This window comes from Streptomyces sp. NBC_00057 (assembly GCF_045041165.1).
GTDB lineage: Bacteria > Actinomycetota > Actinomycetes > Streptomycetales > Streptomycetaceae > Streptomyces.
Genome location: NZ_CP108256.1, coordinates 4,981,877 through 5,005,383, shown reverse-complemented (window position 1 = coordinate 5,005,383; position 23,507 = coordinate 4,981,877). Strand labels below are relative to the sequence as shown.

The following is a 23,507-nucleotide window of genomic DNA, read 5'->3' as shown; positions in this document are numbered from 1 at the left end:
CGGCCTAGATCAGCCCGTGCTCGCTCAGGTACTCCAGCTGCGCCAGAACCGAGAGTTCCGCCGCGGGCCACAGGGACCGGTCCACGTCCGCGTACACCTGCGCCACGACCTCCGACGCCGTCCGGTGTCCGGCCTCGACCGCCGTCTCCACCTGGGCCAGCCGGTGCGCGCGGTGTGCGAGGTAGAACTCGACCGCGCCCTGCGCGTCCTCCAGCACCGGGCCGTGCCCCGGCAGCACCGTGTGCACGCCGTCGTCGACCGTCAGTGAACGCAGCCTCCGCAGCGAGTCGAGGTAGTCGCCGAGCCGCCCGTCCGGATGCGCGACGACCGTGGTGCCGCGTCCGAGGATCGTGTCCCCCGTCAGCACCGCACGGTCGGCCGGCAGATGGAAGGAGAGCGAGTCCGCGGTGTGCCCGGGGGTCGGCACGACGTACAGCTCCAGGCCCCCGGTGGTGATCACATCGCCCGTGGTCAGGCCCTCGTCGCCGAGGCGCAGCGCCGGGTCCAGGGCGCGCACCGCGGTACGCGTCAGCTCGGCGAAGCGCGCCGCGCCCTCCGCATGGTCCGGGTGCCCGTGGGTGAGCAGGGTGACCGCGATCCGGCGGCCCGCTCGCTCGGCGGTGTCGATGACGGCCCGCAGGTGTGTGTCGTCCAGCGGGCCCGGGTCGATGACGACCGCGAGGTCGGAGTCGGGCTCGGCGACGATCCAGGTGTTGGTGCCGTCCAGCGTCATCGCCGAGGCGTTGGGGGCGAGGACGTTGACGGTACGGGTGGTGGCGGGGCCGGACAGCACCCCGCCGCGTGGCTGGCCGGGCAGCGCGGCCGCGTCGCTCATACGGCTTCACCTCCCGCGCCACCTGCACCTGTCGGCCCGCTCGGGATGTGCTTGGTGAACTCGTCGTGTCCCGGCCAGCTCAGCACCAACTCGTCACCCTCCAGCCGCGCCTGTGCCAGTACGGGGGTGAGGTCCTGGGAATCCGCCGCCTTCAGGGCCTCGGCGGCTGTCTTGTACGGCCTGAGCGCCCGCAGCGTCGACACGGTCGGCGGCATCATCAGCAGCTCACCCCTGTCGTACCCGTCGACGGCCTCTCCGGGCGCTGTCCACACCGTGCGGTCGGCCTCCGTGGAGGCGTTTCGGGTGCGCTGGCCCTCGGGGAGCGCGGCGACGAAGAACCAGGTGTCGTAGCGGCGCGGTTCGAACCCGGGGGTGATCCAGCGCGCCCACGCACCCAGCAGATCGGAGCGCAGCACCAGACCGCGCCGGTCCAGGAACTCAGCGAAGGAAAGCTCGCGGGCGACCAGTGCCTCGCGGTCGGCCTCCCAGCCGGCGCCGGTGGTGTCGCTGACGACCGTGTCGGCGGTCGGGCCGGCGAGGAGGACACCAGCCTCCTCGTACGTCTCACGGACCGCCGCGCAGACGATGGCCTGCGCCTCGGCCGGTGTATCGACGCCGAGCCGCTCGGCCCAGCTCTCCAGCGCGGGTCCGGCCCAGCCGACGAGCCGGTCGTCGTCACGCGGGTCGACCCCGCCCCCCGGATAGGCGTATGCCCCGCCGGCAAAGGCCATGGAGGCGCGGCGGCGCAGCATGTGGACGGCGGGGCCGCCCTCGGTGTCAGCGGCAGGATCCCGGAGCAGCATCACGGTGGCGGCCCGCTTCGGGGTCACGGCCGTCAGCTCGCCTGCGGCAAGTGCCCGGATCCGGTCGGGCCATTCCGGTGGGTACCACTGACCATTGGACATGGCCGGAGGCTATCCGGAACCGCGACGATGTTCGAGAGGTGCGTTGACCGTTGATCCGTACATGCCTCGTACACACCTGATCCCGCCCGGTCATCACGACCGGACGGGATCAGAGAATCGACAGCGGACGGCAGCGGCCGCCCAAGGACCACGGCGGGCGTACGGCTCAGGCCCTGAGGACCGCAGCGGCCCCCACGCCGGCGACCGCCTGCGACCCGCAGCAGACGCACGGCTCGGGCCCCGACAGACCGCCCGAAGCAGACCTACGGCTCAGGCCCCGACCAGCTCGACCTGCACCTCGACCTCCACCGGCGCGTCCAGCGGCAGCACCGCGACGCCCACCGCGCTGCGCGCGTGCACGCCCTTGTCGCCGAGGACCGCGCCCAGCAGCTCGCTGGCGCCGTTGATCACGGCGGGCTGCCCGGTGAAGTCGGATGCCGAGGCGACGAAGCCCACGACCTTCACGACTCGCGCGATCCGGTCCAGGTCGCCCGCGACGGACTTCACGGCGGCCAGCGCGTTGAGCGCGCAGGTCTTCGCCAGTTCCTTGGCCTCGTCGGGCGTGACCTCCGCACCGACCTTGCCGGTGACGGCGAGCTTGCCGTCCACCATCGGGAGCTGGCCGGAGGTGTACACGTACACCCCCGACTGCACGGCCGGCTGGTACGAGGCCAGCGGCGGCACGACGTCCGGCAGCGTCAGCCCGAGCTCGGCGAGCTTCGCCTCGACGGCGCCCGCCACTACGCCTTCTCCCGCTTCAGGTAGGCCACGAGCTGCTCGGGGTTGTTCGGGCCGGGAACGACCTGGACCAGCTCCCAGCCGTCCTCGCCCCAGGTGTCCAGAATCTGCTTGGTCGCGTGCACGAGAAGAGGCACGGTCGCGTATTCCCACTTGGTCATGGCCCGACTGTAGTGCCTGGCACGCGCAGCCTCGTGCGTAGCCCGCGGCCCGACTGGTTAGGCTCGAATGCGTGAGCAGGTTCCAGGTCGTCAGCGGCAAGGGTGGTACCGGTAAGACCACGGTCGCCGCCGCCCTCGCGCTCGCCCTCGCGACCGAGGGCAGGCGGACCCTCCTCGTGGAGGTCGAGGGCAGGCAGGGCATCGCCCAGCTCTTCGAGACGGAGTCCCTTCCGTATGAGGAGCGCAAGATCGCCGTCGCGCCGGGCGGTGGCGAGGTGTACGCCCTCGCGATCGACGCCGAACGCGCCCTACTCGACTACCTCCAGATGTTCTACAAGCTCGGCAGCGCGGGCCGGGCGCTCAAGAAGCTCGGCGCGATCGACTTCGCCACCACGATCGCGCCCGGTGTACGGGACGTGCTGCTGACCGGCAAGGCCTGCGAAGCCGTGCGCCGCAAGGACAAGCAGAACCGGTACGTCTACGACTACGTGATCATGGACGCCCCGCCCACCGGACGCATCACCCGCTTCCTCAACGTGAACGACGAGGTGGCGGGGCTGGCCCGGATCGGCCCGATACACAATCAGGCGCAGGCCGTGATGCGGGTGCTGAAGTCCCCGGAAACGGCTGTCCATCTGGTGACACTGCTCGAGGAGATGCCGGTCCAGGAGACCGCGGACGGCATCGCGGAGCTGCGGGCCGCCGAACTGCCGGTCGGCCGGGTCATCGTGAACATGGTGCGACCGCATCTGCTGGACGAGGACGCGCTGCGCACCGCCGCGGGCGGCCGCCGCAAGGAGATCGCCAAGGCGCTGACCCGGGCGGGCGTTACCGGCTCCGCGGGGCTCGTACGCCCCCTGGTCGAGCAGGCGGCCGAGCATGCCCAGCGGGTCGAGCTGGAGCGCGAGCAGCGCGAGGTGCTCACGGGCCTGGAGCTGCCGGGGTACGAACTCCCGCTGATCGGCGAGGGCATGGACCCGGCCGGGCTCTACGACCTGGCGACCGAACTCCGCAAGCAGGGCGTGGGTGACGGGGTGGGCGAAGGGGTGGGACAAGGGGTGGGTACATGACACAGGGCACGGACGCGGACGCGGCCACCGACACGGACTCGGCCACAGGCAGGGCCACCGCACCCGCACCCGCGCTGGATACCGACGCACTGCTCGACGACCCCGGCATCCGGATCATCGTGTGCTGCGGTTCGGGCGGGGTCGGCAAGACCACGACCGCCGCGGCGCTGGGCGTACGGGCGGCCGAGCGCGGCCGTAAGGTCGTCGTCCTCACCATCGACCCGGCGCGCAGGCTCGCCCAGTCCATGGGCATCGACTCGCTGGACAACATCCCGCGCCGGGTGTCGGGCATCGACGGCGGGGGCGCCGGGGAACTGCACGCCATGATGCTCGACATGAAGCGGACCTTCGACGAGATCGTCGAGGCGCACGCGGACGGCGAGCGGGCCCGCGCGATCCTGGAGAACCCCTTCTACCAGTCCCTGTCGGCCGGTTTCGCGGGCACACAGGAGTACATGGCGATGGAGAAGCTCGGGCAGCTGCGCGCGCGCAACGAGTGGGACCTGATCATCGTCGACACCCCGCCGTCTCGCTCCGCGCTGGACTTCCTGGACGCACCGAAGCGGCTCGGTTCGTTCCTGGACGGAAAGTTCATCAAGCTGCTGATGGCCCCGGCGAAGATGGGCGGCCGGGCAGGAATGAAGTTCCTCAACGTGGGCATGTCGATGATGACCGGCACCCTCGGCAAGTTGCTCGGCGGTCAGTTTCTGCGCGACGTACAGACCTTCGTGGCGGCGATGGACACCATGTTCGGTGGCTTCCGCACCCGGGCCGACGCCACGTACAAACTGCTGCAGGCGCCCGGTACGGCGTTCCTCGTCGTCGCGACACCGGAGCGGGACGCGCTGCGCGAGGCGGCGTACTTCGTGGAACGGCTGGCCGCGGAGGAAATGCCGCTGGCCGGTCTGGTGCTCAACCGTGTCCATGGCAGCGACGCCGCCCGGCTCTCCGCCGAGCTCGCACTTGCGGCCGCAGAAAATCTTGACGGGGTAGGCATTGTGGATCAGACGGCCGGGAAGGCTGGACTTCGTGACCCGGCCGACTGGTCGGTCGCCTCTCCTGAAGCCGTTGCCGATCCCGATCCCGATCCTTCCGAGCACGAGGACATCGAAGACCGCGAGCCGGATCCCGAACCGGCTCCCGAAGCCGCAACCAGGACCGAGACCGTGACTGAGGCCGCTTCCGTCGAACAGCTGACCGCAGGTCTGTTGCGGCTGCACGCGGAACGGATGCAGGTGGTCGCGCGCGAACAGCGCACACGCGACCGCTTCACCGCGCTGCACCCCGAGGTCGCCGTGACCCAAGTGGCCGCGCTGCCCGGTGACGTACATGACCTCGCGGGGCTTCGGGCCATCGGGGACCGGCTCGCGACCGGTTCCGCCCCGGCCGGAGCTGCGTAGCCGCCCGTCCGCTCTACCCCACCGCGGCGTACCTCTCGTGCAGTTCGTCGTCGTCCAGCCCGATCGCCACGGGCAGGATGCCCGTGGACTGCTCGTACTCGCTGCGCGCGGTCTCCAGCAGTCGGCGCCAGGACGTGACGGTGGGCCGCCTGCGCAGCAGTGCGCGGCGCTCCCGCTCCGTCATTCCGCCCCATACGCCGAATTCGACGCGATTGTCGAGCGCATCGGCCAGGCACTCGGTCCGCACCGGACATCCGGTACACACCGCCTTGGCCCTGTTCTGCGCTGCCCCTTGTACGAACAGTTCATCCGGATCGGTAGTGCGGCAGGCTGCCTGCGCACTCCAGTCGGTTACCCAGCCCATCACGGCGCCGTCCTCTCCCGAATCGAGGCTCCCCCACGGCGGTAGCGGCATATTCACCGCTGCCAGTTGAGGACGTTACGGAAGGCAGCGACAGCACAACACCCCCTTCGGGCCCAATCTTGAATGGCCCGAACGGACTATGCGTATGCGGCAGATCACCCAGGGGAGTGAGGTGAGGACATACCTGAGTGTCCCGGCAGAATCGGGATGGTTCACCCGGACCACAACGGACGTTCGATGACACAGGGGTCGAATTCGGGAGTGCCTGAACTCATGGCCGGATCGTGCACGGGAGTTGATGCGGAACGGGACTGCTGTGACAGTTGTGAGCAGCTTAGGCCAAGGCATATACGTGTGTCCGGCGAATGAGAACGTAGGCTGCCCCCATGCCAAAGAAGCGCTCGGGCGGGGGTCTCACGACGACCCAGCAGGCCGCCAAGTTCCTCGGTGTCGCCGCACTTTCCGGAGTTGTGCTCGCGGGCATCGCGCTGCCGGCCGCCGGAGCACTGGGTCTCGCCACCAAGGGGACGGTCGAGGGATTCGACGAGATCCCGGCCAATCTCCGTACTCCACCACTGAGTCAGCGCACCACGATCCTGGACAGCAAGGGCGGAATGATCGCCTCCGTCTATTCGCGCGACCGCACGGTGGTCGAGCTGAAGGACATCTCGCCGTACATGCAGAAGGCGATCGTGGCGATCGAGGACGCCCGCTTCTACGAGCACGGGGCGATCGACCTCAAGGGCATCCTGCGCGCACTGAACCGCAATGTGCAGGAGGGCGGGACCGCGCAGGGCGCCTCGACCCTCACACAGCAGTACGTCAAGAACGTCTTCGTCGAGGAGGCCGGCGACGACCCGGACAAGGTCGCACAAGCCACTCAGCAGACCATGGGCCGCAAGATCCAGGAGCTGAAGTACGCGATCCAGGTCGAGGAGAAGCTCGGCAAGAAGCGCATCCTGACGAACTACCTGAACATCACCTTCTTCGGGCAGCAGGCGTACGGCGTCGAGGCCGCCTCGCAGCGCTACTTCTCCAAGTCGGCGAAGGACCTGACGCTGGAGGAGTCCGCACTGCTGGCCGGCCTCGTCCAGTCGCCGAGCCGCTACGACCCGGTCAACGACCCCGCCGAGGCGACCAAGCGCCGCAACACCGTGCTCCAGCGCATGGCCGACGTCGGTGACATCTCGCAGGCCGAGGCCGACAAGGCGAAGTCGAACCCGATCAAGCTGAAGGTAAAGAAGCCGCAGAACGGCTGCATCACGGCCGTCAGCGGAGCCGGTTTCTTCTGCGACTACGTACGCCAGGTCTTTCTCTCCGACCCGGTCTTCGGCAAGACCAAGGAGGACCGGGCCAAGATCTGGAACCGGGGCGGTCTGACAGTCCGGACAACGCTCGACCCACAGTCCCAGCAGTCGGTGCAGAGCTCGATCAAGAGCCACGTCTACAAGTCGGACAAGGTCGCGACGGCCGTGACGCTGGTCCAGCCGGGCACCGGCAAGATCATGGGAATGGGCCAGTCCAAGCCGTACGGCTTCGGGTCCAACGAGACCCAGTACAACTACTCGGTCAACAAGAGCATGGGCGGCTCGAACTACGGCTTCCCGACCGGTTCGACGTTCAAGCCGTTCCTTGCCGCCGCGGCCATAGAGGGCGGCAAGCCGGCCACGCAGACCTACCCCTCCCCGTACGAGATGGACTACCCGGACACGGTGCAGTCCTGCGGGAAGCCGTGGGTCAACGACGGCGTGCCGAAGTATCACCTGGAGAACGAGAGCGAGTCCGAGAGGGGGCCGTACCCGCTGAAGGTCGCGATGGAGAAGTCCGTCAACACCTACTTCGTGCAGATGCTCCAGGACATCGGCATGTGTCCGGTCTCGAAGATGACCGACAAGCTGGGCGTGGTGCAGGGCGACGGCACCAAGCTGCCGCAGAACCCGTCCACACTGACCCTCGGTTCCAATGGCCTGTCGCCGCTGACGATGGCCAGTGCCTACGCCGCCTTCGCCAACCGCGGTACGTACTGCACACCGATAGCCATCGAGTCGGTGAAAACGGCGGACGGCACCTCGCTGCCCGTGCCGAAGACCACCTGCTCGCAGGCGATGTCGCAGACGACGGCGGACACCGTCAACACCCTGCTGCGCGGCGTGGTCGACTCCGGTACCGGTCAGGAGGCCGGCCTCCAGAGCCGCGACAACGCGGGCAAGACCGGTACGACCGACGCCCGTAAGAACGCCTGGTTCGTCGGCTATACGCCGAACATGTCCGGCGCGGTCTGGGTCGGCAGCCCGTCCCAGAGCGTCGAGATGGAGCACATCACCATCGGCGGCGTGTACCAGGACAAGGTGTACGGCGGACAGGTCCCCGGACCGATCTGGCGTGACGCGATGACGGGCGCCCTCAACGGAGTGCCCGCCCCCGCCTTCAACACCGTCAACATCCCGGACCCGCCGGAGCAGCACGGCGATGACGAGGACCACGGCAGGCCGGGTCCCGGGGACAAGAGGCCCGGCAAGAAGCCCGGCGACAAGAATCCGTTCCCCGGCATGAGCATCCCGCCGGACCTGATCGGCGGTAACACCGGCGGCCGCGGCGGTCGGACCGACGGCGATACGCAGGGTCCCTGACCCCTACGGTTCACGCACATGAAGGTGGGGCGCCCCGGATCGATCCCGATCCGGGGCGCCCCGCTTCGTACATCCCTGCCCGTGCGTCGCGCGACCTCAGCCCGCCAGGAGCTTCTTCACCGAGGCGGCCACCCGGCCGCCGTCCGCGCGCCCCGCGACCTTCGGGTTCACGATCTTCATGACGGCGCCCATCGCCCGTGGCCCCTCGGCCCCGGCGGCCTTCGCCTCCTCGACGGCGGACGTCACGATCGCACCCAGCTCGTCGTCGCTCAGCTGCTTCGGCAGGTATGCGTCGAGCAGCTCGCCCTCCGCCTTCTCGCGCTCGGCCTGCTCGGTCCGGCCGCCCTGGGCGAAGGCCTCGGCCGCCTCGCGGCGCTTCTTCGCCTCCTTGGCGATCACCTTCTGCACCTCGTCGTCGGAGAGCTCGCGCGCCGTCTTGCCGCTGACCTCCTCCTTCGTGATGGCGGTGAGGGTCAGCCGGAGCGTGGACGAGGTCAGTTCGTCACGCGCCTTCATGGCCGTGGTGAGGTCTTCCTTGAGCTTGGACTTGAGCGTGGTCATGTGCTGATTGTGGCAGGTACGGGGCGCCCACCGCCCGCCGGTTTTCTTCCCGCCGCACCGTGTCTGCGACGATGGGCACATGCGCGCACGCTACGGAGTACCCCTGAAAGTCACGGCAGTCGGCGCAGCGGTCGGCGCTGTCGGCCTCGCCTACGCCGCCGGATTCGAGGCCCGCTCGTTCCGCCTGCGACGGGTCACGATCCCCGTACTCCCGTACGGGGCACGACCGTTGCGCGTGCTCCAGGTCTCCGACATCCACATGGTGAGCGGCCAGCGCAAGAAGCGCGCCTGGCTGCAGTCGCTGGCCGGCCTGCGCCCGGACTTCGTCGTGAACACCGGCGACAACCTCTCGGACCCCGAGGCCGTACCCGAGCTGCTCGACGCGCTCGGTCCGCTGATGCAGTTCCCGGGTGTGTACGTCTTCGGCTCCAACGACTACTACGGCCCCAAGCTCCGCAACCCTGCCCGCTACCTCTTCGAGAAGGCCCAGGGCAAGCACGGCCTCAACGGGAACGCCCCTGCGGTCGGCGTCGTCCACAACCCGTGGGAGCCGATGCGCGACGCCTTCGACGAGGCGGGCTGGCTGGGCCTGTCCAACACCCGCGGCCGCCTCAAGGTCGACGGCCTGGAGATCGCCTTCACCGGCCTGGACGACCCGCACATCAAGCGCGACCGCTACGCGGAGGTGGCGGGCGGCCCCGAGACAGGCGCCGACCTCTCCATCGGCGTGGTCCACGCCCCCTACCTGCGCTCGCTGGACGCCTTCACGGCGGAGGGGTACCCCCTGATCCTGGCCGGTCACACCCACGGCGGCCAGCTCTGCATCCCCTTCTACGGTGCCCTGGTCACCAACTGCGACCTGGACACGGACCGGGTCAAGGGCCTCTCCACCCACTCCGTCGAGGACCACCGCGCCTACCTCCACGTCTCCGCAGGCTGCGGCACCAACCGCTACACCCCGGTCCGCTTCGCCTGCCCGCCCGAGGCGACCCTGCTGACCCTGACGCCCCGGGACTGAGCACCCACAGCCCCCTCGCCCTCAGCAGCACATAAACCGGATTTCGTCTGCGGGCGCGGGTGGGCTAAAGTAATCGATGTCGCCGGGATACCGGCGGCGATCGGGGTGTAGCGCAGCTTGGCAGCGCGCTTCGTTCGGGACGAAGAGGTCGTGGGTTCAAATCCCGCCACCCCGACAGCTGAAACACCAGGTGAGGCACCTACTAAATTTAGTAGGTGCCTCACCTGTTTTCGGATGCGTGACTATCTGCGTCACTACGGTTACGAATCTGCCTTGAAGATCCCGTCCATGGCCACTGCTCCCGTCTGGATCACCGGGCGGATCTGCTTCCGGTAGATCTCCTCGGTGACGGCCGTCCCGGAGTGCCCTACCAACCGCGAGATCTCTTCGAGTGGCACGCCACTGTCCGACAGCAGCGAAACGAAACTGTGCCGGAGTTCCCCCTCATTACGGCTGCTGACGCGCTCGGAGTCGATGTCACCCTGTGTGCCCGGGTCGGCGATTCGCTGACGGACATCCAGGCTGCTCACGCGGTCGGCTGCACTGCGATCGGGTACGCCAACAAGTCACGCAAACGCCAGGCATTCACCGAGGCGGGAGCTGAAGCGATCACTGAGTCCGTGCAGGCCATCGCCGAGGCGATCCGCCCCCAGCCGGACCTCGTCAAGGCACCCGGCTGCGCTCCGCTCCGCCGGGCGCGCTTCCCGGCTCTGGCTGCGCCCGCGCTCCTGTCTTCGGCCCGCTCGGCGCTGCCGCCGCCGACGCGCGCCCGCAGTGGATGGGCCGAAGGGCATGAGTCGAGACCGATCCGCGGGCCAAGGACATGCCTCCGGCGGGGGCGCTCAGACTCCGGGATGGGTCGGGGCGCCGTTCGCGGGTGCCGGCGGATTCGTGGTGAGCGTTGTGGGCTCCCATCCCGACCACCTTCGACCCAGGCAAGCCGAGCAGTCGCGGCCCAGGGCGTCAAGGTCGTTCGTACAGTGGCGCGCTCCACCTTGACGCCCTGAACCGCGACCGCTCCACGGTGTGTGGGTCGAAGGCGGACAGGATGGGAGCTGGGGTGAGTGGTGGGTTGAGGGGGAACTTCCGCAGCCATGATCACGCGCCCATAGCTGTTCCCTCGATCTCGCGGTACCGTGCCGCCGTCATCAGGGAGTGGAGGAGCCCGCCATGGGCGAAGGAACTCGCCAACAGCATTTCCGGATTGGCGACATTCTGCGGGTCAGCTGCCCGTCGGTGCGTGTACGAGTCGTTCAAGCGACTCGGTTCGATGTCGCGATCGAGTGGCCATGGGCCCAGATTGACCCGGAGTCCGAGATCCAGTGGAACGGTCTAAGGGGAATTCCGCGTACCGAGGGCGCCTACGAGTGGAACGGACTCTTTCGAACCGACCCAGAGCCGGGGCGTCTGGAGATCGGCGACTCCTGCCTTGTCGGCATTCCCGAAAGCCTCGTGCGGATCATCGACATCGGTCGCTACGACCCACCGGCGGATGTGGGGTGGTTGCCGCGGCCCCACACCATGCTGGTCGTGTTGCCAGCCGGTCGCCCACATGAACCTCACGCGGAGGAAGAAGGCGACACCATCGACCTCGATTCTGCGGCACCCATCAGGATTGATCTGATCTCCCGGAGCTGACGCGACCCGCGTGCCCCTCGTGTGCCCGATCGAGCGGGGAACCACGGGGAACGCCGGTCGATCACGGAGAGCAGAACGGATCAGCCCCCGACCGTGTTTCCTGGTCAGGGGCCGTTCATCTGCGGTGGGTGTGGGATTTGAACCCACGGTGACGTCGCCGCCACGACGGTTTTCTACTTCGTGTCCACGCAGGGGCACTGCCCCAGTTGGCCCCGCGTGTCCCTGGGCAACCTCAATCCGCACTTCTGACAGTGGGATGTGCCCCTCCGTATGTCACGCGACGGAGGCGTATGAGCCTTACCTTTTGGACGCTCTACGGGATACGACACGACCTGCCCCCCAGTCCTGCCCCGAGACTGCGTCCGTTGGAGTGGCGAAGCGTCAGCAACGAGGCCTATAACCAAAGTTTGGCAGGGCGACGAGCGGCGCGTAAGTAATTGGCAAACACAGAGCACTCCTGCCGCGTTCCAACCGTCTGGCAGGGGCGCGGGCAGGGCGAAGCTCGGTTTCGGGGCCCGGCGGCGACGGCTCTGGCCGACCAGGTCACTACTTCCCCGTGCCACAACCGCGCCAGATGGGGCGGGGACTCACGGGGAACTGGGGCTGCTGGCAGGGACCACAGCAGGCTGACGTCCAAGTCGGTACCCCGCAGGTCAGACCCCAACTCGCCCCACCTCGCTCCTAAAGCGGTGATCGCTCGACCCACCGCTGCAGGCGGGCGCAGGCCAGCAGTGCGCTGCCGTCTTCGGTGAGGTAGAGCAGGAAGGTCCATTTCTGATCGGCAGAATCGATCAGCCCTCCGCGCACCGGCCGGCCATGCTCTCTGAGAAGCTGCACCGCTCGTTCCAGCCCAAGAGGTTCGACTCCGTGCAGCCGCATGCGCCGAAGTCGGCGTGCAAAGACACCGGCATGCTGCTCTGCGGGATGCGTCGTATCCCACACGTGGTAAGTGGCGCCGCTGCGGAGGGCGGCCAGAGCAGCCGCGGACGCCTCGTCGTCACCGGCCAACATCCGCTCCAACGCCCCCACCGGGATCCTGCGGTACAGCAGCCAGGTACCGAAACCATCAACAACCGCCCGCGTCCGGTAGCGTCCCTCCGGGGCCTGGTAGCGGCCGGAATGGCCGTCACTGACCGATACGGCTAGAGCTACGGATCAGAAGGGTCGAGGGATCCCATGGGCTTCGAGCGCATCGGTGTAGCGCTGTAGCTTCGCGCCCAGATCGACATGGAGGAGGTTTGCTACTTGCCGGGCCTCCTCCAAGTCGCCGGCAGCGCACAGCTCGACGAGTTCAGTCACGTCCGTCTGGAGGATGTGGAGGGTGTCTCCTTGGACCAGGAAGCCTGGAGAACGGCGGCCCGGGAGGCGCACCACAGCATCGTTGCCGCCGTCGGTGAACAGCTCGGCCTCTACTCGTTCCATCGGAGCCCCCGTCTCAGTTTCCGTCTTGTTCAGCTCAGTTCAGGGGTGTCCAAGGCGGAACCGAAGCCGGAACCGGCTGAACCACCGAACGTGCGTGAACCCAGGTGGACAGCCTCGTACACGGCGCCGTGCGACGCCAACAGGCTTGGAAAGCGTGTTGGGGGTGCCGTAAGTACCACCTAATCCGCTTGACATGGTTAAACCGTCGTGAGGTGATCCAGCCACGCTGATCCACTGGGGGGAAGTTCTTGTGTCGTACGTAACCGTGACGCTTGCCGGCGCCGACTCACCGAGTGAGCATCTTCAACTCGCCGCCTTCACGGCGATGGCCGCGGTCGTCTTCATATGGTTGGGGCGGAGACAACGCCGCACAGGGCGCAGCCTGATCGCCCCGAACGAGACGGTGAGAGTGGGGAATCGGCTGATTCCACCGCCGCCGCCGAGCCGGGGCCGCCGCGTCGCCGGGACTGGATGGATCGGGGTCGGGAGTATCTTCGTCCTGCCGGCGGTGTTCAACTTCGTGGCGGCGATGCACGCTCTTGTCGGCTAGGGCCGTGCCAGACCCATGCCAGGTCGCTCGCCCGCAGGTCAGGCGCCCAGCCCCCTAGATCACCCGCGCTTCCCAAGCTGATGTCCCACCAGAAAGCAGTGGGACGGTCCGGCCACCGTCAGGGACGATGACGGCATGCGCTACTTCAACAGGACGGGTCGGCTCGCGATCTTCACCGGCACGGAGACGATGATCGGCCGGACCGTGGGCGTGGACGCTTGGGACGCGGCAACAGGCGTTGCCGTTGTCGTCGATCCCCAGCGAGGAACCCGCCGGCCGGTGACCGACTATCCGGACTTCTCACACCTGGAGCAGGCCGACCAGGTCGTGGCCGCCATACCTGGTGGCGGCTGGCGCGCGTACTGGAAAGACGAGGGACCCGACAACGGGCCGTTGACCGAGCAGGTGCTTGCTTGGCTCGTCACTTCCAAGGGACGAGCCACTCCGATCACCGTCGACGCGCGCGGACATGTGGACGACGCAGAGAGCGCCGATCGGCTCATTCCGCCCGGGGAGGAGTGAAGGAGCCCTCTGCCGTGTGAGTGTCTAACTGCGTGACAACGCCGACGAACAACGGCGGACAGGGTCGCATGCTTACGGACGAGCGCAGCGGCCCCGGCGCACACCAACTCAAGGCCGAGCGCCCATCCAAGTTGCTTCGGGACGAAGAGGTCGTGGGTTCGAATCCCGCCACCCCGACAGCTGAAACACCAGGTCAGCGATCCAGCGCACCTTCGGTGCGCGCCGGGGGCGTGGTAAATCCCGTGGCGCGCGCCGAAGGTACTTCTGTCTGCCCTTACGAGGGCTGGTTGCCGTCCGGGACGCTGGAGGAGTTCGTTCCGGCCGAAACCGATGCCTCTGTGATGCCAGTGAGCTCGCAGGTCAGCGTGGTGCTGGGGGCCATCCACGGGAACCGTGGAGTGTTGCTGCGAAGCACGTGCGTCAGAATTCCTGATTCACCCTGGCCCTCCCGGAACGGCATACGACGGTCGGTCCGGGAGGGCCAGGGAGGGAGCAAGGCCGTGGACGTACTGCACGAACGCTGCGCCGGCCTCGACATCAGCAAGAAGGACGCCAAGGTGTGTGTCCGAACCCCGAATACGAAGCGGCGGGGTTCCTTCACGACCGAGACCACGACGTGGGGATCGACCACGAACGCGGTCCTCGACCTGCGGGACCACCTGCTCTCCGCCGAGGTCACCCTGGTGGTGATCGAGGCGACCTCGGACTACTGGAAGCCCTTCTACTACGTGCTGGCCGAGGGCCTGAACGTGATCCTGGTCAACGCGCGGCAGGTCAAGAATCTACCCGGCCGCAAGACGGACGTCTCGGACGCGGCCTGGCTGGCCCAGCTCGGAGCCCACGGCCTGGTCAGGCCCTCCTTCGTGCCGCCCGAGCCGGTGCGCGAACTGCGGGACCTGACCCGCGCCCGGACCACCGCCACCCGTGAACGCGGCCGTGTGGTCCAGCGGGTGGAGAAGTTGCTTGAGGACACCGGCATCAAACTCTCCGCGGTCGCCTCCGACATCATGGGCGTCTCCGGGCGGGCCATGCTCGAAGCCCTCATCCGCGGCGAAGCCGACCCGCACATCCTCGCGGACCTGGCCAAACGCAAGCTCCGCAACAAGATCCCCGAACTTACCGAGGCCCTGACCGGACGCTTCCGCGAACACCACGCGTTCCTGACCCGCCTTCACCTGGACCAGTACGACCAGCTCACAACGGTGATCGACCAGCTCACCGGACGGATCGAAGAGGCGATGGCACCCTTTCGTGACGCCCTCGACCTGCTCGACACCATCCCCGGCATCAACCAGGCCACAGCCGAAGTGATCATCGCGGAGACCGGCGGGGACATGACGCGGTTCGCCACCGCCAAGCACCTCGCGTCCTGGGCCGGGGTCTGCCCCGGCCACCACGAGTCCGCCGGCCGCACCAAGAACACCAAGGTCCGGCCCGGCAACCCCTACCTCAAAGGCGCCCTCGGAATCGCGGCATTCGGCGCGGCTAGAACCAAGGACACCTACCTTGCCGCCCGCTACAAGCGGCTCACCGCACGCCGCGGCCCGCTCAGAGCACTCGTCGCCATCGAGCACTCGATCATCACCGCGATCTGGCACATGCTCACTGACAACGTCGCCTACCAGGAACTCGGCGGCACTTACTTCACCCAACGCGACCCCGAACGCGCCACCCGCCGGGCCATCACCCAACTCAACCAGCTCGGCTACACCGTCACCCTCAACCCGAGGGAGGACGCCGTCTGATCGACAACCCCGGACACCCGGCGGCCTCCGCGACCACCGGGCATCCAGCCATGCCCACACCCACCCTGACCTGCTGCTATTTACGCGTAAGAGGCCCATTCGCTTGATTGCGAATGGGCCTCTTCCGTGCTCGGGGGCCAAACAAGGGGCCACCCGAAACTGATCAAGCCTCGCCGGCGTCTACCTCGCGATCGCCGGCAAGGATCTCGTCCGTGGCCTCAGCGCCCTGAGTGATCACGGGCCGGAGCTGCTTGCGACGGACAGCCTCGGTCGTCGCCCGGCTGCTGTGGCCGACCAAGAGCGCGATGGTCCGGCGACTCTTCAGCGTCCTGGTCTCGCCATGCCTGTGGGCGGAACGCCACACCGCGACGTGCGGCGGAATGCCGTCCCGCGTCGACAGATAGACGTGGTCCCACCTGAGAGGGCGCGCCTCCTCGGTACGGACGCCACTCAGTAGCGAGAGACCCCATGGCAGCTCCCGCCCAAAGCCGCTACGCCGACCTCACGCCCGCCAACCGGTTGATCTCCATGGCGGGTCTCGGATCCGCCCTCCGGGGCGGCTGGGACGATTCGCCCATGGCACCCAGGGCAGGCACTGCTCCGAGTTCGGCAACGGCGCGACTCGTCCTGTTGACGCTCGCTGCCGGTCAGTTCCTGATGGCGCTCGACAGCTCCGTCATGAACGTCTCGATCGCGACTGTGGCCGACGACGTGGGCACAACGGTGACGGGTATCCAAGGGGCCATCACGGCGTACACCCTTGTGATGGCAATGTTCATGATCCCCGGAGGTAAGGTCGGGGCGCTGATCGGCCGCAAACGCGCGTTCGTGATCGGTTGCGGCATCTACGGCTGCGGATCCCTCACCACGGCGCTCGCGCCCAACCTGCCTGTGTTGCTGCTCGGCTGGTCGTTCCTCGAGGGGGTCGGAGCGGCGCTCATCCTCCCCGCGATCGTGGCGCTCGTGGCCGGCAACTTCGCCACGGAACGTCGTCCTGCGGCCTACGGACTCGTCGCGGCAGCAGGGGCCGTGGCGATCGCGCTCGGGCCGCTCATCGGGGGTGTCGCCACGACGTACTTCTCGTGGCGGTGGGTCTTCGCCGGGGAGGTCCTGGTGGTCCTCGGCATCCTGGTGCTTGCCCGTCGCATCGCTGACGCCGCGAGCGACGAACGTCCGCGCATCGATCTCGTCGGCGCCGTGCTCTCCGCGCTCGGGCTCGGGATCTTCGTCTACGGGGTGCTCCGCTCGGACGAATGGGGCTGGTTCAGGCCGAAGCCCGACGCGCCTTCGTGGCTCGGGGTTTCCCTGGTCGTGTGGTCGGTGCTGGCAGGGCTGCTTCTGGTCTGGCTCTTCCTCCGCTGGGAGGCCCGGCTCGTGCAGCGGCGCAGGGAGCCGCTCATTCACCCATCCATGTTGGAGAACAAACAGCTCACCGGCGGGCTGACGATGTTCTTCTTCCAGTACCTCGTGCAGATGGGCGTGTTCTTCGTCGTACCGCTCTATCTGTCGGTTGCCCTGGGCCTGTCCGCACTCACGACCGGTGCCCGCCTCCTGCCGCTCTCGATCACGCTGCTGGCTGCCGCGGTCCTGATCCCACGCTTCTTCCCCGACGTCTCGCCGCGGCGCGTGGTGCGGCTCGGGGTGCTCGCGTTGCTCACGGGCGCAGTCGCCCTGATGGCCGCGCTCGATGCGGACGCCGGTGCGGAAATCGTCACCATCCCACTCCTGTTGATCGGGCTCGGCATGGGATCGCTGGCGTCCCAGCTCGGGTCGGTCACCGTGTCCGCAGTGCCGGAGCAACAGAGCGCAGAAGTCGGCGGGGTCCAGAACGCCGTCACCAACCTCGGCGCCTCGATCGGAACCGCACTCGCCGGGTCGATCATGATCGCCGCGCTCACGTCTTCGTTCCTGACCAGCGTCGAGCAGAATCCGGCGGTCCCGGCCGGCGTCAAGAGCCAGACGACCGTCGAGCTCCGAAGCGGAGCGCCCTTCCTGTCGGACGCCCAGCTCAAGACCGCCCTCCAAGAGGCCGGCACAAGCACGGAGGTGGCTCGGGCGACGCTCGACGCGAACGCCGAAGCGAGACTCGACGGCCTGCGCGCCGCACTCGCCATCCTCGCCCTCGCCGCTCTCCTCGCGTTGTTCTTCACCCACCGGATCCCGACATCCCAGCCCCGGTCGACGGAGCCGGCAGCTGAAACACCAGGCCCCTGAGTGGCTTCCGAGGGCCGGCTCCTCGCCGTACGGAGGCTCCCTCAACGACGCCGGAGCTGAAGGAACCAACGGTCCTCGGCCTGCCACGAACCGTCCGCCGTCCAGCCCGCGGCCTCCGTGTACGCCGACAGGGCCCGTATCCCTACGCGGGCCCAGGGAAACGCGGCTCCCCGCGCTCCCCGGCCGTCGACGACCCGTACGTCGACCCGCTCGTCCACATCGGGGGCGGCGGCCTCCACGATGGCCACGCCGTCGGGGCCCACCAGCTCGCCCGTTCGCGCGAGCAGAGCCTCGGGGTCACCACCGATGCCGATGTTGCCGTCGACGAGCAGCACCGTCCCCCACCGTCCCTCGCTGGGCAGTGGATCGAAGACGGAGCGGCACAGCGCCGTCCCGCCGCCCCGGACCGTACGGTCGACCGCCTCCTGACTCACATCGATGCCGAGCGCTGGACGGCCGAGCGCGGCCAGAGCCGTCACCAGCCGCCCCGGCCCGCACCCGATGTCGAGCACCGGGCCCCTGCACCGCGCCAGCACGGTGCTGTCGGCGCTGTCCGCCGCCGCACACCAGCGCTCGATCTCCAGCGGCAGCAACCAGCCGTCACCGCGCCGCAGGAAGAGTGGTCCACGCCCGGAACGGAGGGCGTCGGTGTACGGGTCGGCCCGCCAGGCCCGAAGCGAATCCAAGGACCGCCCGGATGCCAGGGACCCGACGGGCTCGACGGATTCCACCGGCCGCGCCGACTCCAGGGCGCTCACCTGACACCTGTCCCCGTCAGTGCCACGTGCAGCACGGCGAAACGGCTGCCCGGGACCTTCCCGGCCACCGCCAGGGCGTCGGCGGCGGTATCCACGTCCCGCAGCGTCGGCAGGTCCCGGACGGTGAGGCCGGCCTCCGTCAGCCGCCGGCGCTGCACCCTCCCGGTCTCCGGTACGGACATGGGGACGCCGCGCAGCAGTTCCGGGTCCGGCGCGGCGAGCCCGAGGGCCCAGAATCCGCCGTCGTCCGCCGGCCCGAACCAGGCGTCGCAACGACCGAATTCCAGTCCGGTGGCCAGGAGTGCCGGAGTCACCTGCGGGGTGTCCATGCCGATCAGCAGTGTCGGCCCGGTACATCGGGCGAAGGCCGCGGCCAGCCGTTCGTCCAGCCCGCCCGGACACTGCGGCACCACCTCGAAGCCGACGGGCAGCCAGGCTCCGGGATTCCCCGCCAGGACCAGGACTCGGCGGTCGGCGGGCGTGGCGAGCACCGCCTCCAGAGTGTCGGCGAGCGCGGCCTCGGCGAGCCGGGCCGCCTCCGAGGGGCTGAAGGGCGGAGTGAGCCGGGTCTTCACCCGGCCCGGCACCGGCTCCTTGGCGATGACCAGCAAGGTGCTCACCGGGCCGCCTCCAGCGGCTCCTCGCCCAGCACCTTCCGCATGTCCTGTACCGCGTGCCAGGTGCCCCGCCACGTTCCGGTGACCTTCGACTTCCCCGTGCGTGGCAGATACGGGACGTCCCTCTCCCGCACCCGCCAGCCGGCGTCGGCGGCGCGCACCACCATCTGGAGCGGGTAGCCACTGCGACGGTCGGTGAGGCCGAGGGAAAGCAGCGCCTCGCGGCGTGCGGCGCGCATCGGGCCGAGGTCGTGCAGGCGCAGACCGGTGCGACGGCGCAGCATCCGGGCGAGAGCGAGGTTGCCCGCGCGGGCGTGCGGAGGCCAGGCCCCGCGAGACTGCGGACGCCGCCGCCCCAGAACCAGGTCGGCTTCTCCCGAGGCCACTTGGGCCGCGAAGGAGGTGAGCAGGCCGGGGTCGAGCGAGGCGTCGCAGTCACAGAAGCAGACGATGTCCGCGTCCGCCGCGAGCAGACCCGCATGGCAGGCGGCGCCGAAGCCCTGCCTCGGCTCGCTCACCACGGTGGCGCCGAGAGAACGGGCGATCTCCGGGGATCCGTCGGTCGATCCGTTGTCGACGACGATCGGCCGCCAGCCGGGCGGGATCCGTTCCAGGACCCAAGGCAGGGCTCCTGCCTCGTCCAGACAGGGCAGGACAACGTTCACCGCGTACGGGGCCGCGGAATTCGAGTCGGTCACGGATTTCACCGTACGAACCCGAACCGGGCATAAGGGATCCGAAGTCCTTGCGAAACGCGGACATCGCTCCCCTGCGCCACTTCGGGGCGCCCGTCGGCCGGAGCCCGGTGCGCGGCCGGCCCCATGCACACAGCGCAGCGCGTCCTGGTCGTGGACGACGGTCCGACCGTCGCCGAAGTGGTGACCGGCTGTCCGGAGCGCGCGGGCTTCACCGTGGACCGGGCCGCCGACGGCCCGGCCGCGCCGGCGGCGGCCGGCGCACGGTGGCCGGACCTGGTGGTCCTCGACCCGATGCTGCCCGGCACGGACGGCCTGGAGGCCTGCCGCGAGTTGCGCGGCCACGGACCGGTACCCGTGATCACGCTGACGGCCGCCGTCGCGAACTCGTCGCCTGGATCTCCCACGATCTGCGCACCCCGCTCGCCGGTCTGCGCGCCATGTCCGAGGCCCTGGAGGACGGCGTGGTCAGCGACCCGGCCCGCTGCCACCGCCGGATCGAGGCCCACGCGGGCCGCGCCGACCTGCGAAACGGGACGGACGGCTGCCGCTTCGAGGTCACGCTCCCCGCAGCCGGCTCGTAGCGAACTCGGCCATGCCCTCGGCGAATCCGACCTCGGGCCGCCAGCCCAGCTCCGACTTCAGACGACTGGAGTCGGCCGTGATGTGCCGTACGTCCCCGAGCCGGAACTCCCCGGTCACCACCGGGGACGGCCCGCCGTGCCCGGCCGCCAGGGCCGCCGCCATCTCTCCCACCGTGTGCGGCTCGCCGCTGCCGGTGTTGTACGAGGTCAGGGCTCCGGGCGCCCGGACGTCGAAGGCTTCGAGCACCACCGCGTTGGCTGCGGCCACGTCCCGGACATGGACGAAGTCCCGGCGCTGTCCGCCGTCCTCGAAGACCCTGGGCGCCTCCCCCCGCGCGAGTGCCGAACGGAAGAGGGAAGCCACTCCGGCGTAGGGGGTGTCGCGGGGCATCCGAGGGCCGTACACGTTGTGGTAGCGCAAGGACACCGCACGACCGCCGGTGGTACGGGCCCATGCGGCCGCCAGGTGTTCCTGGGCCAGCTTGGTCGTCGCGTAGACATTGCGCGGATCAGCCGGCGCGTCCTCCCCCACCAGCCCGGGCGACAGCTCCGCACCGCACTGTGGGCACAGAGGCTCGAACCGCCCCGACACCAGATCCTGCTCGGCGCGCGGACCGGGCCGCACCCACCCGTGGTTCGGGCACTCGTAGCGCCCCTCGCCGTACACGACCATCGACCCGGCGAACACCAGCCGCTCCACCCTCGTCTCCGCCATCGCGGCGAGCAGCACGGCGGTCCCGAGATCGTTGCAACCCACGTAGTCGGGCGCGTCCGCGAAGTCCTTTCCGAGACCGACCATCGCGGCCTGATGGCACACCGCGTCCACCCCGCTCAACGCCTGCCGCACCACGTCCCGGTCTCGTACGTCCCCGCGCACCCACGCGGCACCGCCCAGCTCCGGCGGCCCGGTCACGCTCCGGTGCGCGGTCGGGAGCAGACTGTCCAGCACGACCGGTTCGTGCCCACGGGAGATCAGGGCCTCGACGATGTGCGAGCCGATGAACCCCGCGCCGCCCGTCACAAGTACACGCATGCGCCCCACCGTACGGACCGGGCGGCGCCGCGTCCCGGTACGCGCGCACATCGGAGAGCCGTAAGAAAGCGGGCCGTCACGACCCCGGCCCCGGCTCGCTGCGGCCCGGTCGGGACGGGCCACCCCCTCCCCCGTCGGACGTTTCTGCTTCCTTGCGGGGTGACGGGCTGTGCTCGTGAGGGCTTACGCCGCGGCGACCTTGGCCGCGAAGGCATCCAGGTTGCCCGACATGCGCGCGAGGCGCTCATCCAGCGTCAGGGACTCCTCGTACCGCCCGGAACGCAGCTTCGGCTGCCGCTTGCCCCGCACATACAGGGGGCAGGCGAGGTCCGCGCAGATGTAGATACCGACCGTGTTGCCCTCGCGGCCCCGGGCACCCGCCAAGGGGGCAGCGAGCAGGCTGACCCCGGAGGAGGCGTGACCTGTCAGGCAGATCTGGCACATGCTGGACTTCACGGCGCTGGTACGCCTCACGGAGGGTATACGCAGAGATATCCCCAGCGGACCCTGTGCGCGGGACACCACGAGGTGTGCCTGCAGCGGCGCTCCAGGATCCACCCATCCCAAGAAGTCCAGGTCCTCCCAGGGCAGTTCGGCGAAGTCGAGCGGCAGCCGGAGCCGCGCCGCCGCACCCTTGGTGCAATTCACGAAGGATGAGCGGATCTGTTTCTCACTGAGCGGTTCCACGGGCATCGACCCTATGTCCGCCCCGACCGGCCCGCATCTCAATATTCGAGCGATCCGCCGGACAGGACCTGCATCGCCCATGGGCTCCCGGTCGAGGAAGCGGTCGGCTTCCTCCTGGGCGGTGCCCCGCCGACGCATGCCCCTGCGACGCGGATCGGATCCGTGAAGGGGCGGACACCCGGCCTGCGGCCAGTCCCTGCCTCCTGCCTCGGCATAAGCGCACTCGACAGCGAGAGCCTGAGATGCACCATTCGCACTCAAATGCGAATCTGGTACTGGCCCATCGTCCGATATCCGCTACAGGAGGCACGATCGTGGGCAAGAAGCAGAGTCGGCAGAACCGAGGTGCCCGCACCGGCGGCCACGAACGCAGCGCTGCTCCGGAGACGAAGGAACAGCCGACGCGGCCAACGGCTGCCCAGGACACGGTGCACTCGATCTCGGAACAGGTCTCCCACCGGAAGCAGCGGAGGTTCGGCCACAACTGACCCTCGTAGATCTACGACAACCGCCCCCTGTGGTGGCAACCCCGCGTCGGGGTTGCCACCACAGAGGGCGGCTGTCGTCAGGGCCTACGGTGTGGCCGTCCGCCGGCCCGGAGCGGTTCCGGAAGAGTTCTTGATGGCTTCTTCATAGGTCCTTCATGGGCGCGGTCCTACATTCGTCGCCGTCCGGCCGGAGCGGGAGCCGGGCGACGGCCAATGTGCGAGGAGCCCATGAGCATGAGTCCGCGTCGGTGGTACGGGGAAAGGCTGCTGATCGGGATGGTGTCGGTGGTGACGTTGACCGTGACCGGCTGCGGAGGCGGCGGAAACAGCGGGAACGAGGTCGCCTCGGCGTCGAACGGCAAGACCGGCGCTACGGCCTCCAAGAGCAGTTCGAGCGAGCTGGCCGACTACGTCGAGGGGCAGCGGAAGTGGGTCGAATGCCTGCGTGACGAGGGGTTCGACACCCCCGATCCCGACTCCAGGGGCAAGGTCGAATTCGGCGACAATTCCAAGTGGAAGCGTGATCCGAAAGCCCTCAGGGCTCAGGAGAAGTGCGCAAGCCTCAGCCTGCCCATCCCTGAGAGCGTCCTCAAGGAGCAGCGGCCCGAACTCTCCGAGGAGGAGATCGGGAAGAACCGGCGGTACGCGAAGTGCATGCAGGAGCACGGGGCGCCCGACTTCCCCGACACCGTTGCCGACGGCCACTTCCAGGAATCCCCCTGGGACTCGGCGTCGGCGGGTGCCAAGCGGGCCGCGCGCGTGTGCGCCCCGATCATCGGTATCCCGGACGACGCACTCACGCCCGAGGGCTGATGGAACCGGGCGCCGTGAACGTCGTGAAGGGAACTGGCAATCAGCCGACAGCGGTGGGG

Annotated in this window: 25 protein-coding genes, 1 tRNA gene and 3 pseudogenes; 14 read left to right on the top strand and 15 right to left on the bottom strand. The window is 68.9% G+C overall.

Translation table 11 applies throughout. From position 1 onward, the window contains the following. Positions 1-4: 4 nt before the first annotated feature. The 4 genes from OG953_RS23665 to OG953_RS23650 all read right to left on the bottom strand — a co-directional run bounded on the left by OG953_RS23665 (position 5) and on the right by OG953_RS23650 (position 2,639). A complete protein-coding gene (locus tag OG953_RS23665) occupies positions 5-835 on the bottom strand; it encodes an MBL fold metallo-hydrolase (protein WP_405686674.1) in 831 nt (276 codons plus the stop codon). Continuing rightward, entirely contained in the window at positions 832-1,740 is a 909-nt protein-coding gene (locus tag OG953_RS23660; RefSeq protein WP_405686673.1) for an NUDIX hydrolase, read from the bottom strand. The genes OG953_RS23665 and OG953_RS23660 overlap by 4 nt, the downstream gene beginning before the upstream one ends. A 270-nt stretch (positions 1,741-2,010) precedes the next feature. Beyond that, complete coding sequence (locus tag OG953_RS23655; RefSeq protein ID WP_114245273.1) at positions 2,011-2,481, bottom strand: RidA family protein; 471 nt, start codon at positions 2,479-2,481, stop codon at positions 2,011-2,013. Beyond that, on the bottom strand, positions 2,481-2,639 hold the full coding sequence (locus OG953_RS23650; protein WP_003967454.1) for a DUF4177 domain-containing protein: 159 nt from the start codon (positions 2,637-2,639) through the stop codon (positions 2,481-2,483). Before OG953_RS23650 ends, OG953_RS23655 begins: the two co-directional genes overlap by 1 nt. 71 nt (positions 2,640-2,710) lie before the next feature. Here OG953_RS23650 and OG953_RS23645 point away from each other — a divergent pair, with 71 nt between their 5' ends. Both OG953_RS23645 and OG953_RS23640 read left to right on the top strand, forming a co-directional pair. Next, the gene (locus OG953_RS23645; RefSeq protein WP_405686670.1) at positions 2,711-3,709 is read left to right on the top strand and encodes an ArsA family ATPase; all 999 of its coding nucleotides are present in this window, start codon (positions 2,711-2,713) and stop codon (positions 3,707-3,709) included. Further along, positions 3,706-5,109 (top strand): ArsA family ATPase, encoded by a 1,404-nt coding sequence (locus OG953_RS23640; protein WP_405686669.1) that lies wholly within the window; start codon positions 3,706-3,708, stop codon positions 5,107-5,109. Before OG953_RS23645 ends, OG953_RS23640 begins: the two co-directional genes overlap by 4 nt. Before the next feature lie 13 nt (positions 5,110-5,122). On the opposite strand, the gene OG953_RS23635 is transcribed toward OG953_RS23640, so the two are convergent. Then, on the bottom strand, positions 5,123-5,473 hold the full coding sequence (locus tag OG953_RS23635; RefSeq protein ID WP_176740522.1) for a WhiB family transcriptional regulator: 351 nt from the start codon (positions 5,471-5,473) through the stop codon (positions 5,123-5,125). Between the two features lie 386 nt (positions 5,474-5,859). Between OG953_RS23635 and OG953_RS23630 the strand changes: the two genes are divergently transcribed. After that, positions 5,860-8,103 (top strand): transglycosylase domain-containing protein, encoded by a 2,244-nt coding sequence (locus OG953_RS23630; RefSeq protein ID WP_405686667.1) that lies wholly within the window; start codon positions 5,860-5,862, stop codon positions 8,101-8,103. A 96-nt stretch (positions 8,104-8,199) separates the two neighbouring features. Here the strand turns inward: OG953_RS23630 and OG953_RS23625 are convergent, their stop codons facing one another. Further along, entirely contained in the window at positions 8,200-8,664 is a 465-nt protein-coding gene (locus OG953_RS23625) for a GatB/YqeY domain-containing protein (RefSeq protein WP_405686666.1), read from the bottom strand. Between the two features lie 79 nt (positions 8,665-8,743). On the opposite strand from OG953_RS23625, the gene OG953_RS23620 reads away from it, so the two are divergent. Together OG953_RS23620 and OG953_RS23615 are read left to right on the top strand one after the other, a co-directional pair. Continuing rightward, the gene (locus OG953_RS23620; RefSeq protein ID WP_189278718.1) at positions 8,744-9,682 is read left to right on the top strand and encodes a metallophosphoesterase; all 939 of its coding nucleotides are present in this window, start codon (positions 8,744-8,746) and stop codon (positions 9,680-9,682) included. 101 nt (positions 9,683-9,783) lie between these two features. Beyond that, positions 9,784-9,857 (top strand) — tRNA-Pro (locus tag OG953_RS23615). 85 nt (positions 9,858-9,942) lie between these two features. Here OG953_RS23615 and OG953_RS23610 read toward each other — a convergent pair. Next, a pseudogene (locus tag OG953_RS23610) lies at positions 9,943-10,125 on the bottom strand (site-specific integrase); the annotation flags it as partial. Here OG953_RS23610 and OG953_RS23605 point away from each other — a divergent pair. Together OG953_RS23605 and OG953_RS23600 are read left to right on the top strand one after the other, a co-directional pair. Continuing rightward, positions 10,045-10,689: an HAD family hydrolase gene (locus OG953_RS23605; protein WP_405692016.1), complete on the top strand. Its 645-nt coding sequence runs from the start codon at positions 10,045-10,047 to the stop codon at positions 10,687-10,689. The pseudogene OG953_RS23610 and the gene OG953_RS23605 sit on opposite strands and share 81 nt — an antisense overlap. 163 nt (positions 10,690-10,852) lie before the next feature. Continuing rightward, complete coding sequence (locus OG953_RS23600; RefSeq protein WP_405686664.1) at positions 10,853-11,320, top strand: hypothetical protein; 468 nt, start codon at positions 10,853-10,855, stop codon at positions 11,318-11,320. 681 nt (positions 11,321-12,001) lie between these two features. Here the strand turns inward: OG953_RS23600 and OG953_RS23595 are convergent. Together OG953_RS23595 and OG953_RS23590 are read right to left on the bottom strand one after the other, a co-directional pair. Beyond that, positions 12,002-12,349 (bottom strand): hypothetical protein, encoded by a 348-nt coding sequence (locus tag OG953_RS23595; RefSeq protein WP_405686663.1) that lies wholly within the window; start codon positions 12,347-12,349, stop codon positions 12,002-12,004. Between the two features lie 126 nt (positions 12,350-12,475). Continuing rightward, on the bottom strand, positions 12,476-12,742 hold the full coding sequence (locus OG953_RS23590) for a DUF6959 family protein (RefSeq protein WP_405686662.1): 267 nt from the start codon (positions 12,740-12,742) through the stop codon (positions 12,476-12,478). Between the two features lie 685 nt (positions 12,743-13,427). Between OG953_RS23590 and OG953_RS23585 the strand changes: the two genes are divergently transcribed. Next, positions 13,428-13,814 (top strand): hypothetical protein, encoded by a 387-nt coding sequence (locus OG953_RS23585; RefSeq protein WP_405686661.1) that lies wholly within the window; start codon positions 13,428-13,430, stop codon positions 13,812-13,814. Between the two features lie 500 nt (positions 13,815-14,314). After that, positions 14,315-15,559, top strand: coding sequence for an IS110 family transposase (locus tag OG953_RS23580; protein WP_405686659.1), 1,245 nt, complete (start codon positions 14,315-14,317; stop codon positions 15,557-15,559). 163 nt (positions 15,560-15,722) lie between these two features. On the opposite strand, the pseudogene OG953_RS23575 reads toward OG953_RS23580, so the two are convergent. Continuing rightward, a pseudogene (locus tag OG953_RS23575) lies at positions 15,723-16,022 on the bottom strand (hypothetical protein); the annotation flags it as partial. 113 nt (positions 16,023-16,135) lie between these two features. Here OG953_RS23575 and OG953_RS23570 point away from each other — a divergent pair. Further along, positions 16,136-17,773 carry an MFS transporter gene (locus tag OG953_RS23570; protein WP_405686657.1) on the top strand — a complete coding sequence of 546 codons (1,638 nt, stop codon included), beginning with the start codon at positions 16,136-16,138 and terminating at the stop codon, positions 17,771-17,773. A gap of 41 nt (positions 17,774-17,814) precedes the next feature. On the opposite strand, the gene OG953_RS23565 is transcribed toward OG953_RS23570, so the two are convergent. The 3 genes from OG953_RS23565 to OG953_RS23555 all read right to left on the bottom strand — a co-directional run bounded on the left by OG953_RS23565 (position 17,815) and on the right by OG953_RS23555 (position 19,855). Next, positions 17,815-18,459: a methyltransferase domain-containing protein gene (locus OG953_RS23565; protein WP_405692014.1), complete on the bottom strand. Its 645-nt coding sequence runs from the start codon at positions 18,457-18,459 to the stop codon at positions 17,815-17,817. A 68-nt stretch (positions 18,460-18,527) separates the two neighbouring features. Further along, a complete protein-coding gene (locus OG953_RS23560) occupies positions 18,528-19,151 on the bottom strand; it encodes a DUF2064 domain-containing protein (RefSeq protein WP_405686656.1) in 624 nt (207 codons plus the stop codon). Further along, on the bottom strand, positions 19,148-19,855 hold the full coding sequence (locus OG953_RS23555; RefSeq protein WP_405686655.1) for a glycosyltransferase family 2 protein: 708 nt from the start codon (positions 19,853-19,855) through the stop codon (positions 19,148-19,150). The genes OG953_RS23560 and OG953_RS23555 overlap by 4 nt, the downstream gene beginning before the upstream one ends. Before the next feature lie 114 nt (positions 19,856-19,969). Between OG953_RS23555 and OG953_RS23550 the strand changes: the two are divergent. Together OG953_RS23550 and OG953_RS23545 are read left to right on the top strand one after the other, a co-directional pair. Then, positions 19,970-20,218, top strand: a pseudogene (locus OG953_RS23550) (response regulator); the annotation flags it as partial. Next, positions 20,110-20,427, top strand: coding sequence for a histidine kinase dimerization/phospho-acceptor domain-containing protein (locus OG953_RS23545; RefSeq protein WP_405686654.1), 318 nt, complete (start codon positions 20,110-20,112; stop codon positions 20,425-20,427). The pseudogene OG953_RS23550 and the gene OG953_RS23545, both read left to right, overlap by 109 nt. On the opposite strand, the gene OG953_RS23540 is transcribed toward OG953_RS23545, so the two are convergent. Further along, a complete protein-coding gene (locus OG953_RS23540) occupies positions 20,402-21,460 on the bottom strand; it encodes an NAD-dependent epimerase/dehydratase family protein (protein ID WP_405686652.1) in 1,059 nt (352 codons plus the stop codon). The two genes, OG953_RS23545 and OG953_RS23540, sit on opposite strands and share 26 nt — an antisense overlap. 183 nt (positions 21,461-21,643) lie before the next feature. Beyond that, complete coding sequence (locus OG953_RS23535) at positions 21,644-22,147, bottom strand: FBP domain-containing protein (protein ID WP_405686650.1); 504 nt, start codon at positions 22,145-22,147, stop codon at positions 21,644-21,646. 314 nt (positions 22,148-22,461) lie between these two features. Here OG953_RS23535 and OG953_RS23530 point away from each other — a divergent pair, with 314 nt between their 5' ends. Next, positions 22,462-22,635 carry a hypothetical protein gene (locus OG953_RS23530; protein WP_383072438.1) on the top strand — a complete coding sequence of 58 codons (174 nt, stop codon included), beginning with the start codon at positions 22,462-22,464 and terminating at the stop codon, positions 22,633-22,635. A gap of 234 nt (positions 22,636-22,869) precedes the next feature. Next, a complete protein-coding gene (locus tag OG953_RS23525; protein WP_405686648.1) occupies positions 22,870-23,448 on the top strand; it encodes a hypothetical protein in 579 nt (192 codons plus the stop codon). Positions 23,449-23,507: the final 59 nt, after the last annotated feature.